At 68.9% G+C, this 15,499-nt stretch carries 14 protein-coding genes; 2 read left to right on the forward strand and 12 right to left on the reverse strand.

The features are described 5' to 3' along the window. Position 1: 1 nt before the first annotated feature. A complete protein-coding gene (locus tag ACOCMH_RS02035) occupies positions 2-928 on the reverse strand; it encodes a LysR family transcriptional regulator (protein WP_427307513.1) in 927 nt (308 codons plus the stop codon). A 189-nt stretch (positions 929-1,117) separates the two neighbouring features. Here ACOCMH_RS02035 and ACOCMH_RS02040 point away from each other — a divergent pair, with 189 nt between their 5' ends. After that, positions 1,118-2,164 carry a phytoene/squalene synthase family protein gene (locus ACOCMH_RS02040; RefSeq protein WP_427307514.1) on the forward strand — a complete coding sequence of 349 codons (1,047 nt, stop codon included), beginning with the start codon at positions 1,118-1,120 and terminating at the stop codon, positions 2,162-2,164. A gap of 21 nt (positions 2,165-2,185) precedes the next feature. Here ACOCMH_RS02040 and ACOCMH_RS02045 read toward each other — a convergent pair whose 3' ends face one another. From ACOCMH_RS02045 to ACOCMH_RS02080, 8 genes are all read right to left on the reverse strand, one after another. Continuing rightward, positions 2,186-2,842, reverse strand: a complete 657-nt coding sequence (locus tag ACOCMH_RS02045) for a DUF799 domain-containing protein (RefSeq protein WP_427307515.1) — start codon at positions 2,840-2,842, stop codon at positions 2,186-2,188. Further along, positions 2,839-3,267: a DUF4810 domain-containing protein gene (locus ACOCMH_RS02050; protein WP_427307516.1), complete on the reverse strand. Its 429-nt coding sequence runs from the start codon at positions 3,265-3,267 to the stop codon at positions 2,839-2,841. Before ACOCMH_RS02050 ends, ACOCMH_RS02045 begins: the two co-directional genes overlap by 4 nt. A 30-nt stretch (positions 3,268-3,297) precedes the next feature. Continuing rightward, on the reverse strand, positions 3,298-3,966 hold the full coding sequence (locus ACOCMH_RS02055) for a CsgG/HfaB family protein (protein ID WP_373459797.1): 669 nt from the start codon (positions 3,964-3,966) through the stop codon (positions 3,298-3,300). Positions 3,967-4,267: 301 nt separating this feature from the next. Further along, positions 4,268-5,275, reverse strand: a complete 1,008-nt coding sequence (locus ACOCMH_RS02060) for a Bug family tripartite tricarboxylate transporter substrate binding protein (protein ID WP_427307517.1) — start codon at positions 5,273-5,275, stop codon at positions 4,268-4,270. A gap of 201 nt (positions 5,276-5,476) precedes the next feature. Next, a complete protein-coding gene (locus tag ACOCMH_RS02065; RefSeq protein ID WP_427307518.1) occupies positions 5,477-6,208 on the reverse strand; it encodes an SDR family NAD(P)-dependent oxidoreductase in 732 nt (243 codons plus the stop codon). Between the two features lie 226 nt (positions 6,209-6,434). Beyond that, positions 6,435-7,637 carry a 3-oxoadipyl-CoA thiolase gene (gene pcaF / locus ACOCMH_RS02070; RefSeq protein WP_427307519.1) on the reverse strand — a complete coding sequence of 401 codons (1,203 nt, stop codon included), beginning with the start codon at positions 7,635-7,637 and terminating at the stop codon, positions 6,435-6,437. Positions 7,638-7,677: 40 nt separating this feature from the next. Continuing rightward, complete coding sequence (locus tag ACOCMH_RS02075) at positions 7,678-8,316, reverse strand: CoA transferase subunit B (protein WP_427307520.1); 639 nt, start codon at positions 8,314-8,316, stop codon at positions 7,678-7,680. 22 nt (positions 8,317-8,338) lie between these two features. Then, positions 8,339-9,001 carry a 3-oxoacid CoA-transferase subunit A gene (locus tag ACOCMH_RS02080; protein WP_171518021.1) on the reverse strand — a complete coding sequence of 221 codons (663 nt, stop codon included), beginning with the start codon at positions 8,999-9,001 and terminating at the stop codon, positions 8,339-8,341. Between the two features lie 514 nt (positions 9,002-9,515). Here ACOCMH_RS02080 and ACOCMH_RS02085 point away from each other — a divergent pair. Then, complete coding sequence (locus tag ACOCMH_RS02085; RefSeq protein WP_427307521.1) at positions 9,516-9,764, forward strand: hypothetical protein; 249 nt, start codon at positions 9,516-9,518, stop codon at positions 9,762-9,764. Positions 9,765-9,783: 19 nt separating this feature from the next. On the opposite strand, the gene ACOCMH_RS02090 is transcribed toward ACOCMH_RS02085, so the two are convergent. The 3 genes from ACOCMH_RS02090 to ACOCMH_RS02100 form a co-directional block, all read right to left on the reverse strand. Next, the gene (locus ACOCMH_RS02090; RefSeq protein WP_427307522.1) at positions 9,784-12,846 is read right to left on the reverse strand and encodes an AAA family ATPase; all 3,063 of its coding nucleotides are present in this window, start codon (positions 12,844-12,846) and stop codon (positions 9,784-9,786) included. After that, the gene (locus tag ACOCMH_RS02095) at positions 12,843-13,991 is read right to left on the reverse strand and encodes an exonuclease SbcCD subunit D (RefSeq protein WP_427307523.1); all 1,149 of its coding nucleotides are present in this window, start codon (positions 13,989-13,991) and stop codon (positions 12,843-12,845) included. Before ACOCMH_RS02095 ends, ACOCMH_RS02090 begins: the two co-directional genes overlap by 4 nt. A 127-nt stretch (positions 13,992-14,118) precedes the next feature. Beyond that, the gene (locus ACOCMH_RS02100; protein ID WP_427307524.1) at positions 14,119-15,483 is read right to left on the reverse strand and encodes a sigma 54-interacting transcriptional regulator; all 1,365 of its coding nucleotides are present in this window, start codon (positions 15,481-15,483) and stop codon (positions 14,119-14,121) included. Between the last annotated feature and the right edge of the window lie 16 nt (positions 15,484-15,499).

Genomic DNA, 15,499 nt, shown 5'->3' on the forward strand with positions numbered 1-15,499 from the left:
CCTACCGCGACAACGCCCGCAACGCATCGATCAGCAGGCTCATCGATGCCGTCAGCGGGCGGCCGCGCCGCGTGACGATGCCATAGGGCCCGAGCTTGCGCGGCAGCGGCAGCGGCAACACCGCCAGCGCGCCCAGCCGGCCATAATAGGCCGCGACCGACTCCGGCAACACCGCGATCAGTTCGCTGTCCGCCAGCAACGACGTGGTCATCAGCACTGCCGCGGTCTCGATGGTCGATGGCGGCGCGGGCACGCCGGCATCCTCGAACGAGCGGTCGATCAGCGCGCGCATCGGGCTCGGGCGCGGCTGCATGATCCACGGGTAGCGCGTCAGCTCCGCAAACGACAGCTTGCGCCGGCGCGCCAGCGGATGCTCCGGCCCGACCACGATAGCCAGGCCTTCGTCGCCGAGCTGCTCGAACTCCAGGCCGCTGCTGTCCCAGCCATCCGGCACGCGCCCCAGCACGATATCGAGCTGGTCACGCTCCAGCTGCGGCATCAGCACATCGCTGGTCTCCACATGCACCGCCACCTCCAGCCGCGGATGATCGCGGTTGAGCTGCCGGATCACATCGGCAAGCAGCCCCGGCGTCGGCGCCATCACCGCGCCGACGCGTACGCGGCCGATCTTGCCGGATTCCAGCGCGACCAGTTCGTCGCGCAAGCCACCCATATCCGCAAATACCAGCCGCGCATAGCGCGTCGCCGCCAGCCCGAAGCGCGTAGGCCGCAGCCCCCGCGCATGGCGCTCGAACAGCGGCACGCCGAGCAGCTCTTCCATGTCCTGCAGCATCTTGCTGACCGCGGGCTGCGTCAGCGTCAGCGCCTCGGCCGCCTGGCGCAGCGAGCCGCGCTCTTCCACGGCCAGCAGCAGCCGCAGGTGCTGCATCTTGAGGCGGCCGTGGAGGGTGCTGACGGGTGGGATCATGGGCGGGGAAAATGCGTGGGCAATGAGGGGCGCACTGCGATCACAAATTCTTATCGCTTCGGGCAGGCTGGTCAAGCCTGAGGTATCGCTGATGCCCTGCGCATCAAATGTACAATGCCCCGTGCCCGGCACCACGGCCAGCCAGGCCCCGTCATTCTGCAAACCGCTTTCAGGAACAGGACACCAGCCATGGGCAACACCAGCCGGGCTTTCCTTCTCGGTCCGCTGCTCAAGGGCGTCTCGCGTTCGTTCTATCTCACGCTGCGCGTGCTGCCCGCCGGCATGCGCGACCCCGTGGGGCTGGCTTACCTGCTCGCGCGTGCGGCCGACACCATTGCCGATACCGCGCTGATCCCGCCGCAGCGGCGGCTGGCGTTGCTGCTGTCGCTGCGCGAGCAGGTCAACGGCACCGTTGGCATCGCGGCGCCTGCCATCGATATCGCGGCGGAAGTGGCCGGCCAGCAGGAACAGTCGGACGAGCGCCTGCTGCTCGAATCGCTGGAGCCTGCGCTGGACGTGCTGGCGCAGCTGCAGGCGGCCGACCGGCAAGCGGTACGGCAGATCGTGGCGACGCTGACCGAGGGCATGGAATTCGACCTGCGCACGTTTCCCGACGAACGTTCCGGCCGCGTGGCCGCGTTGAGCGACTGCGACGCGCTGGATCGCTATACCTATATGGTTGCCGGTTGCGTGGGCGAATTCTGGACGTACATGACCGCCGCCCACGTGCCGGTTGCGATTGGCGACAGCGGCACCATGCTGCGCCGCGGCGTTCGCTTCGGCAAGGCCCTGCAGATGACCAACGTGTTGCGCGACTGCGGCAAGGACCTGCGCATCGGCCGCTGCTACCTGCCTCGGACCCTGCTGGAGCGGCACGGCTTGCGCGCGCCGGACCTGCTGGCCCCGGAGGCCTCGGCGCGCGCGCGGCCCCTGATGTTCGAGCTGGTGCGCAAGACGCTGGAGCACTTTGAAGAGGCGCTGGCCTACACCCTTGCCATCCCCGCGCGCTTCATCAGGCTGCGGCTGGCGTGCCTGTGGCCGGTGCTGATCGGCATGGAGACCTTGCTGCGCCTGGTCCGCAACGACGACTGGCTTGATCCGGCAAAGGCGTCCAGGCTGCCGCGCAGCGAGGTTTACCGGATCCTTGCCGGCTCACTGCCGGCGGTGCTGTCAGACAGCCTGCTGCGGCGGTGGTTTGCGCGTCTGCGGCGGGACATCGAGGCCCGCGTCCGCTGACGCGCACCGCGCCGTGACCGCTTAGTCCGACTGGTACTTCGGCGAACGCGGCCCATACAGCAGGCCGCCCGGCTGGCCCGCCGCCAGCAGCCGATAGCTGGTGCTGCCGGCAACGGTGTAGCTGGCGTCCAGGGTATGGTTCATCGCCTGCGTGATGGCCGCGCTGATCAGCATGCCGATCAGCCCGCCGCCGCTGCTGGAACTGTCGGTGGCCGCCACCGCGGTGCCGGACCACAGTACGTCACCATTCTTCAGGTCGACCAGTTTGGCGTTTGCAGCCACCCGGGTCACGCTGCTGAGGATCTGGTACCTGGATCCATACTCGGTCACGGTCACGTACAGCGCGGCGTCGGCGCCGAAGATCTCGCGCAGCTTGGCCACCGGCACGGCATGGATCTCGTCCGGCACCGTCAGGCCGTTCTGCCGGAAGGTCTCGTCGACCAGCGCGACCGGCAACACGTAGTAACCGGATTCCGCCAGCGGGAACGTGGCCTGCGACAGCATGGCATAGGTGGCCTTGATGTCCGGCGAGGTATTCTGCGGCGGCAAGACCACGATGGAGCGCGGCCGGCTGGACTTGAAGGCGGAGTAATCCACCTGCTTGTTCGGCACGGCACAACCGGCAAACAGCAGGACGATGGCCGCGCCTGCGAGATAGCTCAGTAGTCGGCGCATCATTGGGCCCTCCCTGCGGTGCCGGCGTCCTTGCCCGCGGCGGTGGCGCCGGTCTTGATTTCTGTGCGGGCGTCGCTGTTGACGTTCCTGAGCAGGAAATCCATATAGGGCGTGGACTCCGGGAACAGGGTCTTCTCGGTCTGGAACTCCTTGATCATCTGGTCGCCCTTGCCGACGTTCAGGTACAGCATGCCAAGCTGGGCGTGATAGCCCGGCGGCACCGAACCGCTCTGCGCCTTGATCTTCTGCAGGCCGCTTTCCATGGCGGTGATCTGCGCCTCCTTGGATTCGCCCTTGAAATACTCGTAGACCTGGGCCTGATAGCCCTCCCACTGATACATGGGCTTTGGTGCCGCGCAGCCGGCGAGCAGCAGGCTGCCGGCGGCTGACATGAATGCTGCGCGGCGCAGCATGACCGTATTCTTCATTGTTGTTCTCGTTGCGTTGGACCTTGCCGCTTATTGCGGGCCCGGCTTCCAGGCGCCCGTCTCGATGGCGCTGACGAGGTTGTTCACGGCCTCGCGCATGGCCAGGTCCATCACCTTGCCGTTGAGCGTCGAGTCGTAGCTGGCGGTGCCGCCGAACCCGATCACCTCGCGGTTCGACAGCTTGTATTCGCCCGCGCCTTGCGTGGCATACACGACTTCCGAGGTATTGATGTTGACGACGTTGAGGTTGACCTTGGCATAGGCCACCTGCTCGCGGCCGCGGCCGAGGATGCCGAACAGCTGCACGTCGCCGACTTCCTTGCGGCCGAATTCGGTGATGTCGCCGGTAACGACATAGTCGGCGCCCTTGAGGCGCTGCGCCTGGTTCTTGATGGCCGCCTCGCGCTGGATTTCCGCCAGGTTTTCGCGCTCCAGCACATTGAAGCGGTTGGTCTGCTGCAGATGGGTGACCAGGCTGGTCTTGGCCTGGCCGCTGAGGCGGTCGATGCCGTCCGAGAACACCCCGCGCATGTAGTTCGAGCGATTGTCGAACTTGCCGACGGCGATCGGCGTGCGTACGCCGTGATACGGCCTGGCGGCGCTTTCTACCTTCTGCACCGGCAAGGCCGTCGAAGTCTCGGTAGCGCAGCCGGCCAGCAGCAGCGCAGCGGCCGCGCCGAGCAGGCAGCACGATTTGATGGGTTTCACTGGATCTCTCCCTGTTGTCGTTGAGCGGGTGCCACGGCCGGGACGCGCGCTGGCGGCCTGGCATGGCACCGCACGGCGGTGCGGCCCGCGGCGCGCGCCATGCTACACCGTGTCCTGCGAGGGAAGGTCGATTTGGATCAACAGGCTGGCGCGGCGGGTGGCATGGGTCGCAATCTGTCTTACGGCAGGCGCTGGCAAATCCTTAGCCATGCGCGGCGAAAATGCAGCGAGCCATAAAAAAACCGGCCCAATGGGCCGGTTCTTCTCTGGACAGCAAGGCGCTGGCGCAGGCTCAGTCCACCGTCGCGCCCGAAGCCTTCACCACCTTCGCCCACTTGGCCGTTTCCGACTTCATGAAGGCGGCCAGCTGGGCCGGCTTTTCCGGGTTGGGTTCGGCGCCCTGGTCGGCCATCTGCTTCTTCACTTCGGGCATGGCCAGGATCTTCACCAGTTCGGCATTGAGGCGGTCGACGATGGGCTGCGGCGTGCCGCCGGTGGCGTACAGCGCGAACCACGAGGTGGCTTCATAGCCCGGCACGCCCGATTCGGCCACGGTCGGCACGTTGGGCAGCGCCGGCGAGCGCTTGGCCGAGGTCACGGCCAGCGCGCGCAGCTTGCCGGCCTTCACGTGCGGATACGACGACGGCATGTTGTCGAACATCAGGCCGATCTGGTTGCCCAGCAGGTCGTTCACCGCCGGGGCGCTGCCCTTGTACGGGATGTGCTGGATATGCAGGCCGGTCATCGAGTTGAACAGCTCACCCGACAGGTGCATCGACGAGCCGCTGCCCGACGAGCCGTACGACAGCTTGTCCGGGTTGGCCTTGACGTAGGCGATCAGTTCCTTGATGTTGTTGACCGGCACCTTGGGGTTGGCCACCACCAGGTTCGGCACCATCGCCACGCGGCTGATCGGGGCGAAGTCCTTGACCGGGTCGTACGGCAGCTTGGAGTACAGCGACTGGTTGATCGCGTGCGTGCCGATGGTGCCCATGAACAGCGTGTAGCCGTCGCCCGGGGCCTTGGCGGCGATCGAGGCGCCGATGTTGCCGCCCGCGCCCGGACGGTTGTCGATCACCACCGGCTGGCCCAGCGCCTTGCCCAGTTGCAGGCCGACGATGCGCGCCAGGATGTCGGTGGTGCCGCCGGCCGAGAACGGCACGATCAGCGTGATCGGCTTGGTCGGATAGCCACCCTGTGCATGGGCCGCGCCGGCAAAGCCGGCGATGGTGGTGGCCAGTGCCACGCCGGCGGCAAGCAGGCGGCGGCGCGTGGTGGAGGTCTGGGAATCTTGTCTCATCGGTAATGCTCCGGTGCTATATCGTTCCGGCGGTGATGGGGTACCGCGGGAGGTTGTGCTGGATGGCGTAATTGCCGTTCCCGAACGGAGGGCGCGCACATGCGCGCTTCCGGTGGGCGGCCCGCTCGTGGGCCGCCATGCGTGACGCTTGGTTAACGTCTCTTCTTGTTGAATGCTTGAGTCGCGCCGGCCGGCCGGGCTTTACACCGGCGCAACGCCCAGCGTGGTGCCGCCGCACACGTACATCACCTGTCCGGTGACGAAGCCGTTGTCCGGCGACAGGAAGAACAGCGCAGCGCGCGCGACGTCTTCCGGGGTGCCCATGCGCTTGACGGTGATGCTGGCAAGGATGCGCCTGGTCTGCTCCGCGCCTTCCGGATTGCTCTTGCGGAACAGTTCGGTGGCGATCGGGCCCGGGGCCACGGCGTTGACGGTAATGCCGTCGCCGCCCAGTTCCATCGCCAGCGTGCGGGTCATGCCGATCAGGCCGGCCTTGGTGGCCGAGTACACCACGCGCTCGGCCTTGCCCAGCGCCGCGCGCGAAGCCATGTTGACGATGCGGCCGAAACCCGCGGCGCGCATCGCCGGCAGGCACGCCTGCGTCAGCAGCAAGGTGGCCTGCAGGTGCAGCCCAGTCACGTAGTCCAGGTCGGCGACGGTGGCGGTATCGGCGGTGCCCGGGCGCGTGGCGCCGGCATTGTGCACCAGGCGCGTGACCGCGAAGCTCGAGGTGACCTGCGCGGCCACCGCCCGGGTGGCCTCGGCATCGGTCAGGTCGGCCTGGAAGAAGGTCATGTTGGGGTGCGACCACGTCGGTTCGGCGTAGTCGACATTGACCACCTGGCTCACGCCATCGGCCAGCAGCATTTCACAGATGGCACGGCCGATACCGGAACTGCCGCCGGTGACGAGGGTGGCTACGGGGAGGGACATCTTTGACTCACTTTCAAAACGACTGCAGGCTAACTCCCTCTCCCGCTTGCGGGAGAGGATTGGGGTGAGGGCGGGAGCTTGCAGTACTACCGCACAGCAAGCCGCGTTGACGCCTTCCAGCGCATTTTTGCCGCGCATGGCAATGGCATGCGCTTGCCCTCACCCCCGCCCCTCTCCCGCGCGCGGGAGAGGAGAGCAAACAAGCGGTAGAGCTACCTGATTGCGCTCAAACGCGCTCGATCACCATCGCAATACCCTGCCCCACGCCGATGCACATCGTGCACAGCGCGACGCGGCCGCCGGTGCGGTGCAGCTGGTACATCGCGGTCGTGACCAGGCGCGCGCCGCTCATGCCGAGCGGGTGGCCCAGCGCGATCGCGCCGCCGTTCGGGTTGACGCGCTGGTCGTCGTCGGCCACGCCCAGTTCGCGCAGCACGGCCAGGCCTTGCGCGGCGAACGCTTCGTTCAGCTCGATCACGTCGATCTGGTCCATGGTCATGCCAAGCTGCTTGAGCAGCTTCTGCGACGCCGGCGCCGGGCCGATGCCCATCACGCGCGGCGCCACGCCTGCGGTGGCCATGCCGACGATGCGCGCGCGCGGGGTCAGGCCGTGCTGCTTGATGCCGGCTTCGCTGGCCAGCAGGATCGCGCAGGCGCCGTCGTTCACGCCTGAGGCGTTACCGGCGGTCACGGTGCCGTCAGCGCGGACCACGCCGCGCAGCTTGGCCAGCGCTTCGAGGCTGGTGGCGCGCGGGTGCTCGTCGCGCTCGACCACGATCGGGTCGCCCTTCTTCTGGGCGATGGTGACCGGCGTGATCTCTTGCGCCAGCGTGCCGTCAGCCTGCGCGCGCGAGGCTTTTTCCTGGCTGCGCAGCGCCATCAGGTCCTGGTCTTCGCGGCTGATTTTGTAGTCGGTGGCGACGTTCTCGGCGGTCTCGGGCATCGAGTCGACACCGTAGGCCGCGCGCATCGCCGGGTTGATGAAGCGCCAGCCGATGGTGGTGTCGAAGATCTGCGCATCGCGCGAGAACGCGCTGGTGGCCTTGCCCATCACGAACGGGGCGCGGCTCATGCTTTCCACACCGCCGGCGATCATCAGGTGCGCCTCGCCCGCCTTGATCGCGCGCGCCGCGGTGCCGGTGGCATCCATGCCGGAGCCGCACAGGCGGTTGATGGTGGCGCCCGGCACGTCCTGCGGCAGGCCCGCCAGCAGCGACGACATGCGCGCCACGTTGCGGTTGTCCTCGCCGGCCTGGTTGGCGTTGCCATAGATCACGTCATCGATGGCCTTCCAGTCCAGGTCCGGGTTGCGCGCCATCAGCGCCTTCAGCGGCACCGCGCCGAGGTCGTCCGCGCGCACCGCGGACAGGCTGCCGCCGTAGCGGCCGATGGGGGTGCGGATGGCGTCGCAGATAAAGGCTTCGGTCATGGTGTGTCTCTCTCTTTGTGATGGGTATCGATGGCGCCGCTCAGGCCTGCTTCAGCGGCACGCCGGTCAGGCGCTGCAGTTCGTCGAAGCTCAGGCCCTCGACCAGGTCGCGCGCGACCAGGCCGTCGGGGGTCACGTCGAGCGTGGCAAGATCCGTGTAGATGCGCGTCACGCAGCCGATGCCGGTAAGTGGATAGGTGCATTGCGGCACGATCTTGCTTTCGCCCTGCTTGGTCAGGTGCTCCATCATCACGAACACCTGCTTGGCGCCGATCGCCAGGTCCATCGCGCCGCCCACGGCGGGGATGGCGCCCGGTGCGCCGGTGTGCCAGTTGGCCAGGTCGCCGGTCTGCGATACCTGGAACGCGCCCAGCACGCAGAAGTCGAGATGGCCGCCGCGCATCATCGCGAACGAATCGGCGTGATGGAAGAACGAGCCGCCCGGCTTGATCGTCACCGGCTGCTTGCCGGCGTTGATCAGGTCACCGTCTTCCTCGCCGGGCGCGGGCGCGGGGCCCATGCCGAGCAGGCCGTTCTCGCTGTGCAGCAGGATTTCCTTGTCGGCGGGCAGGTGGTTGCCGACCAGGGTGGGCAGGCCGATGCCGAGGTTGACCACGGCACCGTCGGGAATGTCTTTGGCCACGCGGGCGGCCATCTGATCGCGGGTCAGGCGTTGCATGCTGTTTCTCCTGTATTCGCGCTCAGGCGACCTTGACGACACGCTTGACGAACAGGCCCGGTGTCACGATGTGCTCGGGATCCATCTCGCCCAGCTCGACCACGCGGCTGACCTGCACGATGGCGCATTTGGCGGCCATCGCCATGATCGGGCCGAAGTTGCGCGCGGTCTTGCGGTAGGTGAGGTTGCCCCAGCGGTCGGCGGTGTCGGCCTTGATCAGCGCAAAGTCGGCGTGGATCGGGGTTTCGAACACATAGCCCTGGCCGTCGATGATGCGCGTTTCCTTGCCCTCGGCCAGCGGCGTGCCGTAGGCGGTGCGGGTGAAGAAGCCGCCGATGCCGGCGCCCGCGGCGCGGATGCGCTCGGCCAGGTTGCCCTGCGGCACCAGCTCCAGCTCGATCTCGCCGGCGTGGTAGAGCGAATCGAACACGTAGGAATCCGCCTGGCGCGGGAACGAGCAGATGATCTTGCGCACGCGCTTGGTCTTCAGCAGCGCGGCCAGCCCGGTGTCGCCGTTGCCGGCGTTGTTGTTGACGATGGTGAGATCGCGCGCGCCTTGCTCGATCAGCGCGTCGATCAGTTCCGCGGGCATGCCTGCCAGGCCGAAGCCGCCGGTCAGGATGGTGGCGCCGTCGTGGATGCCGGCAACTGCCGCTTCCACCGTGTCGTATAGCTTGTTGATCACTTGCGTTCCAGGTCGGAAGATCCGCCAGGCTACCGGAGCGGGCCGCAAGCCGCGGCACATGAAAGACGGTCTCCGGTAATCCTGCCGGAAGGATGTTCGTTGCGGCGGGCAGCGTGGGCTGCCTCGCGAACGGTCCAGCAGTCTGCGCGTGGTCTGCTTTGATCGGGATGGATCAGGCACTCGTAGATCGAACCTCGGCCAAGGCGATGTGCCCGATCGATTTGTTCGATATACGAACTTGAATTCGCAGAATGAACAGATTACACCTGCGCATTCCCGATGGTCAAGCCGACCGCGCGGTCGGCCAACCGGTTTGTGCGATCAGCGCGCACGCGTGACGCGCACGGCCCGTGTGTAGGACAGAGCCGACATCACAATCGGCTCGCACGGGATTGGGCGCCAGGCCGGCCGGGCCTATCGTTGAAACAGAACAGGGCAGCGCCGCACAGCACCCACCGGACCACCCGGCTGAGCAGGCTGCCTGGCAACACAAAAGAACGAGGAACCCGTCATCATGGCCACCCCCTCCGTCCCGTTTTCTTCTACACCCCATGCGGCAGCGCTCGCCCGCATCTTGCATGTCACCCGCAGTGCCTGGGCAATGGACATCCGTCCGACCCAAGCGACGCCTGCCGCCACCGGCGCCGCATTGCAGCCTACCACGCCGGCGCTGTCGCGCCGCGCCCGCCTGGCCCGTGCGGCCGCCCGCGCCTTCGAGGCGCAGGTGATGGCGATTCGCTGCCGCAGCGTGGTCGTCGCCTGATCCGGCCGCTCTTGCCTTTCTAGGCCGCCGCCGGTACGCCGCTCAGCAGCACGTGGCTGCCGTCGATCCCGGGGCGCACTTCCAGCCGCACGTCGATGCGTTCGCGCAGTTCCGTCACGTGCGAGATGATGCCCACCAGCCGGCCGGCCTGCTGCAGGTCGAGCAGCGTGCGCAGGGCAAAGTCCAGGCTTTCGGGATCCAGCGTGCCGAAGCCTTCGTCAACGAACAGCGTGTCGAGCTGGATGCCGCCCGCGCGCGACTGGACCACATCGGCCAGTCCCAGCGCCAGCGACAGCGAGGCCAGGAAGCCTTCGCCGCCTGACAGCGTATTGGCCGGGCGCGCCGCGCCGGTATCGTGGTCGAACACTTCGATGTCGAGCCCGCCGGCGCTGCGCTGGTCGGCCTGCTCGCGCAGGCGCTGCAGCGCATAGCGGCCGCGGCTCATCGCCAGCAGGCGCGTGGAGGCGGCTTCCAGCACCTCGTCGAGCAGCGTCGCCAGCACGAAGCGCTGGAACGTCATGCGGCGCGGGTTGTTGCCGTTGGCGACTTCGGCCAGCCGGCCCAGCACGGCAAAGCGCGCTTCGATGTCGCGGCCCTGGTGGTCCAGCTGCTGCAGCCGCTGCTGGCATTGCACCAGCGCGTCGCGGGAACGGCCGCGTTCGGCCTGTTGCCGCACCAGGGACTCCACCGTCGCGGCAGATGCCCCCAGCGCTGCGCGCAGCCCGTCCAGGTCCGGCGCATCCAGCGCTTGCGCGGCAGCTTGCGCACGCGCGTGCCGATCCGCGGCGGCGGCCAGCTGGCTCTCGAAGGTGCGCAACGTGGCATCCAGCGCTTGCATCGCGTCATCATCCAGGCAGGCGTCGGCGTGCGCCTGCGCATCAGCAAAGCCCTGCTGCGCGAGCCCCTGCGCCAGTGCCGTGTCGGCGTTGGCCAGGCGTTCAGTGATCTGCGCCTGGGCCTGGTGTGCCGACGCCAGCGCGGCCTGCGCACCGGCATGCTCCGCCGCGGCCTGCCGCTCGGCCGCCTGCGCCGTGGCCAGCGCTTGCTCCAGCCCCGCCAGCGTGGCCTGCGCCTGGCGCAGCGCCTCGCCCAGGGCCACCGGATCGCGCGAATCCTCGGGCACCTGGGTGCTCTCGGCCTGCCATTCAGCGCGGCAATGGGCCAGCACCTGCAACGCGGCATCGGCGGCGGCAACGGCGTCGCGGTGCACGGCTTCGGCGCTTTCGCGCGCGGCGTGCGCGGCCGCGATCGTGGCCTGGCGTTGCGCCAGGCTGGCCGACGCCTGCTGCTCCTGCGCCAGCGCCGCTTGCCGCGACCGGATCTCGGCGTCGAGACTGGCGGCGGCTTCGTCGCTGGCATCGCCGAGTTCCGCCGCCAGTTCTTCCCGCCGCTCGCGTGCGTGCCGGATCGCCAGCTGCGCTGCCTCGTTTTGGCCGGCGCAGCGCACCGCTTCGGCCTGCGCTTCCAGCAGGGCCTGGCGCGCTGCCTCCAGCGCCAGGTCCGACAGCGGCTGCGCCACATGTTGTGCCGGCTCGGGATGCGCGGTGCTGCCGCAGACCGGGCAGGCATCGCCCGCCGCCAGCCCTTGCGCCAGGCGCGCGGCCTGCCCGGCGCGCCACGCGGATTCGGCCTCGGCCAGCGCGGCGCGGCAGCGGTCGCGCTGATCCAGCGCCTGCTGTTCGGCCCGCGCGTGGCCGGCGGCTTGTCCGTTGGCGGCGGCCAGCGATTGCGCCGCCTGCCGATGCCGCTCGAATTGCCGCGCGCGGTCCTGCAGCGCGGCCAGTTGCAAGGCGCTCGCCTGTGCCTGCGCCGCGGCAAGCTGCGCCTGCGCTAATGCCGACTCGGCGGCCACGGCGGCGGCACGGCATGTCTCCAGTTGCGCCACGGCGTGCCCGCGCGCCGTGGCGGCCGCGGCCTGCCTGGCTTCGGCCTCCTGCAAGGCGCGCTGCAGCGTCCCCAGCCGCTGCGCGCGCGGCAGCATCGCCTCCAGTTGCGAAACGCGGCGCTGCGCGGCCTGGCGTACGTCGACCTGCTGCGACTGGGCCTGCAAGACCGCGGCGGCCTGCGCGGCCCGTTGCGCAGCGCGCCCGGCGTGTTCGCCGGCCTGCGCCAATGCACTGGCGCCGGCAATGTGATCGCGCTGCGCGGCCTGTGCGGACAGCAACGCCGGCATGACGCGCGCGGCGCGCTGGGCCGCGTGCAAGCGGGCGCGTTGTTCTTCCATGGCGGCCTGCCGCGCCAGCAGCCCGGCATGGGCGGCCTGCGCCTGCTGGCGCTCCTGCAGGCGCGCCGCGACCTGCTCGCCGGCGGCCAGCGCCGCCTGGGCGGCGGCTTGCGCGGCGCGCGCGCCTTGCTCCTGGCCATGCAGTGCCTGCAGCTCCGCCTGCATGGTCGTGATGCTGTCCGCCAACGCCGCAGCCGACTCCATCCCGGCCTGCCGCAAGGCTTCCTCGCGCTGGATGGTGATGCGCTCGGCGTCGCGCCGGATGCCGGCGGCTTCGGTCTTCAACAGCTCTTCCACGCGGCGGTACAGCTCGGTGCGGAACAGCCGCTCCAGGATGGCCTGGCGCGCCTGCGAACTGGCGGTCAGCAGTTCGCGAAAGCGGCCCTGCGGCAGCACGATCACCTGGCGGAACTGCGCGCTGTCAAAGCCCAGCAGATCCCGCACGGCATCGGTGACCTTGCCCGGCTGGCTGGCCTTGCTGGCCCAGCCGTTGCCGTCGTGCAGATCCAGCTGCGCCTTTGCCGGTTCTGTCACCCAGCCCTCGCCGCGCTGCCTGGGCCGCTCCTGCGCGGGCGAGCGCACCACGCGCCAGCGCTGCGCGCCCAGGCTGAACGTCAGCGTCACCTCGGTGCGCAAGCCCGCCGCGGCGTTGGCGCTGCGCATGGCCTGCGCGCTGCGCTCGCCGCCGGAGGTGTCGCCGTACAGCGCAAAGCAGATGGCATCGAGCAGCGTGGTCTTGCCCGCGCCGGTGGGGCCATGGATCAGCACGAAGGCCTGCTCGCCCAGCCGCGTGAAATCGACCTGTTCGGTCGCGGCAAAGGGGCCGAACGCCTGCAGCGTCAGATGCAGCGGTCTCATGCCGACTCCCGCTCAGCCGCGGCGATACCGGCCAGCACCTGGTCGAGCGCGGCGCGCTGGGCCGGGTCCAGCTCGGCATCGGCCACTTCGCGGAAGAAGCTGGCGAACAGCTCGCCCGTGCCAAGCTGCCGCAGCTTGCGCCCTGCCTCGGAGGCCACGCCGCTGCGCGCCAGCACGGTGCGCTCGATCGCCAGCGCGTTGGGATAGACCTGGCGCAGCCGGGCCATCGGGTCCAGCAGCGCGCCGGTATCCGTGAGGCACGCGTGGATGTAGTCGTCGCGCTGCGGGTCGTCGGCGCCCGCGGCCAGCAATTGCGCCAGCTCGCCCTCCACCACGCGCACGTCGCGCAGCGGCTGCAGCGCTACCGGCGTAATGGCAACGGCCCCGTCCGCATCCAGTTCAATGCGCGACACCGACTTCTCGTGCGCGCATTCCGACAGCGAGTATTTCAACAGCGAGCCCGCATAGTGGATGCGTCCGCCGCCCAGCGTCTGCGGCCGGTGCAAGTGGCCCAGCGCGACCAGGTCGAAGCCGGCGAACAGGTCCGCGGCCACCGCGCCGCTGCCGCCCACGGACAGCGGCCGTTCCGATTCGCTGGCCGCGCCGCCCACCACGAAGGCATGGCCCACCACCACCGCGCGCACGCCCGCCGGATGCACCGCGCGGATGGCATCGAGCTGCGCGCGCAAGGCGGCTTCATGCGACGGCACTTCGGTGCCGATGGCATCGCGCACCACGGCAGGCTCGGCATACGGCAGCGCGTAGATGCGCACTTCGCCATGCGCGTCTTGCAAGGTCACGCAACTGGCCGCCGCCAGCGTGCGGCCGGCCACGTGCAGCCCCTGCGCGCGCATCAGGCGCGCGCCGAACTCCAGCCGCTGCGCGCTGTCGTGGTTGCCCGCGATCATCACCACCGGCACGCCGGCGTCGACCACGATGCGGCCCAGTACGTCGTCGAGCAGCACCACCGCCTCGGGCGGCGGCACGGCGCGGTCGTAGACGTCGCCGGCAATCAGCACGGCATCTGGCCGCTCGATGCGAACCAGTTCGACAAACTGGTCGAGGAGATGGGCCTGGTCTTCCAGCAGACTGCGCGCGTGGAAGAGGCGGCCGAGATGCCAGTCGGCGGTGTGAAGGAATCGCAATCCGGGGTCCGTTGAAGAATCGGGGAAACCCGTATCATAATGCGTCGCAGGCCGCCGTCCTCCAGCACCGGTTCAGGCGGGCGCGCGCGACCGGAAGGAAATCCGCCTGCCCGGAGGCGGATCGCGCTCAGACCGGCTCGGCCTCGCTGTCGGCGATCTGGTACTTGCGCATTTTTTCCCACAGCACCTTGCGGCTGATGCCCAGGCTTGCCGCCGTGTCCTGCCGCCGCCAGCCGTTGGCGTCGAGCGCGGCCAGGATGCGCCGGCGTTCTTCCATGTCGCCGCGCAGGTCGGCGCGCTCGCCGCCATCGAATGCGCCCGGATGCAGCGCGCGGAACAGCGGCCGGATCCGTTCCTCGTCCCAGTGCCCGCTCTGCTGCACGGTGATGCCGACGCGCTCGGCCAGGTTGCGCAGCTCGCGCACGTTGCCGGTGAAGTAGGCGGTGCCGACCGCGCCCTTGAGCCAGTCCGGCATCGGCGGCAACGCGTCATAGCCGGACGCGCCCAGCATATGGCGCAGGAACGACTGCAGCAGCGCCAGCTTGTCGGCGGGGCCGCGCTCCTCCAGGCTGGGGATGCGCATCTCGATCACCGCCAGGCGGAAGAACAGGTCGGCGCGGAAGCGTCCCTGCCGCACGGCATCGCGCAGGTCCTTGTTGGTCGCGGCCACCAGCCGGAAATCCAGCTTGACCGCCAGCGTCGAGCCCAGCCGGGTGATCACGTTCTCTTCCAGCACGCGCAGCAGCTTGACCTGCTGGAACAGCGGCAGGTCGCCGATTTCATCGAGAAACAGCGTGCCGCCGTTGGCCTGCTCGAAATACCCGCGATGCGCGAACGACGCGCCCGTGAACGCACCCTTGGCATGGCCAAAGAATTGCGACTCGAACAGCCCGTCGGGAATCGCGCCGCAGTTGACCGCGACGAACGGGCCCTTGCCGTAGGTGCTGTTGCGCTCATGGAACAGGCGCGCGATGCGCTCCTTGCCCGCGCCGGTTTCGCCGTACAGCATCACGTTGCTGCCGAAGTCGGCAAAGGTCTCGACGTGCTGCAGCAACTGGCGCATCGCCGCGGAGCCGGCCACCAGGTCGGCCTCGCGTTCGCCGGTCGGCTCGGTGGCGAGCAACTGCGGCAGCAGCTTGCCGATCTGGCTGCGCAGGTCGGCGCCGGTAAAGTCATCGGCCAGGATATGGGCGTACTCCGGCGGGAAGCGGCCGGGGTCGGTTTCGCGCCCCGGTCCCGCCACCCAGATCACCGGCATGCCGTGCGCGGCCTCCCAGTCCAGCGAGAAGCGCGCGGCACCGATCACCGACACGCTGATCACCGCGATGCACGGCTTCAGGCGCGGCTCGGCCGGCAAGGCCTCGAGCGCGCCGGCGCGAATCACGTCCACGCCCAGCGGCGCCAGGAAACGGGTAACGCGGTCGGCAATCTCGTACTTGCCTTCCCACACGTAGACTTCAAGGTTTTCGTAGGCCCAGCGGTCTGTCTTCATTCTGTTTCTGCCATCA

This window comes from Cupriavidus sp. H39 (genome assembly GCF_050271075.1).
Classification (GTDB): Bacteria; Pseudomonadota; Gammaproteobacteria; order Burkholderiales; family Burkholderiaceae; genus Cupriavidus; species Cupriavidus necator_B.

What these genes read in the sequence shown, in the direction of transcription:
- pcaF (WP_427307519.1), bottom strand. Translation starts at nt 7,637, where the DNA reads ATGACCGAAGCCTTTATCTGCGACGCCATCCGCACCCCCATCGGCCGC.
- ACOCMH_RS02075 (WP_427307520.1), bottom strand. Translation starts at nt 8,316, where the DNA reads ATGCAACGCCTGACCCGCGATCAGATGGCCGCCCGCGTGGCCAAAGAC.
- ACOCMH_RS02040 (WP_427307514.1), top strand. Translation starts at nt 1,118, where the DNA reads ATGGGCAACACCAGCCGGGCTTTCCTTCTCGGTCCGCTGCTCAAGGGC.
- ACOCMH_RS02050 (WP_427307516.1), bottom strand. Translation starts at nt 3,267, where the DNA reads ATGAAGAATACGGTCATGCTGCGCCGCGCAGCATTCATGTCAGCCGCC.
- ACOCMH_RS02035 (WP_427307513.1), bottom strand. Translation starts at nt 928, where the DNA reads ATGATCCCACCCGTCAGCACCCTCCACGGCCGCCTCAAGATGCAGCAC.
- ACOCMH_RS02100 (WP_427307524.1), bottom strand. Translation starts at nt 15,483, where the DNA reads ATGAAGACAGACCGCTGGGCCTACGAAAACCTTGAAGTCTACGTGTGG.
- ACOCMH_RS02085 (WP_427307521.1), top strand. Translation starts at nt 9,516, where the DNA reads ATGGCCACCCCCTCCGTCCCGTTTTCTTCTACACCCCATGCGGCAGCG.
- ACOCMH_RS02090 (WP_427307522.1), bottom strand. Translation starts at nt 12,846, where the DNA reads ATGAGACCGCTGCATCTGACGCTGCAGGCGTTCGGCCCCTTTGCCGCG.
- ACOCMH_RS02045 (WP_427307515.1), bottom strand. Translation starts at nt 2,842, where the DNA reads ATGATGCGCCGACTACTGAGCTATCTCGCAGGCGCGGCCATCGTCCTG.
- ACOCMH_RS02065 (WP_427307518.1), bottom strand. Translation starts at nt 6,208, where the DNA reads ATGTCCCTCCCCGTAGCCACCCTCGTCACCGGCGGCAGTTCCGGTATC.
- ACOCMH_RS02060 (WP_427307517.1), bottom strand. Translation starts at nt 5,275, where the DNA reads ATGAGACAAGATTCCCAGACCTCCACCACGCGCCGCCGCCTGCTTGCC.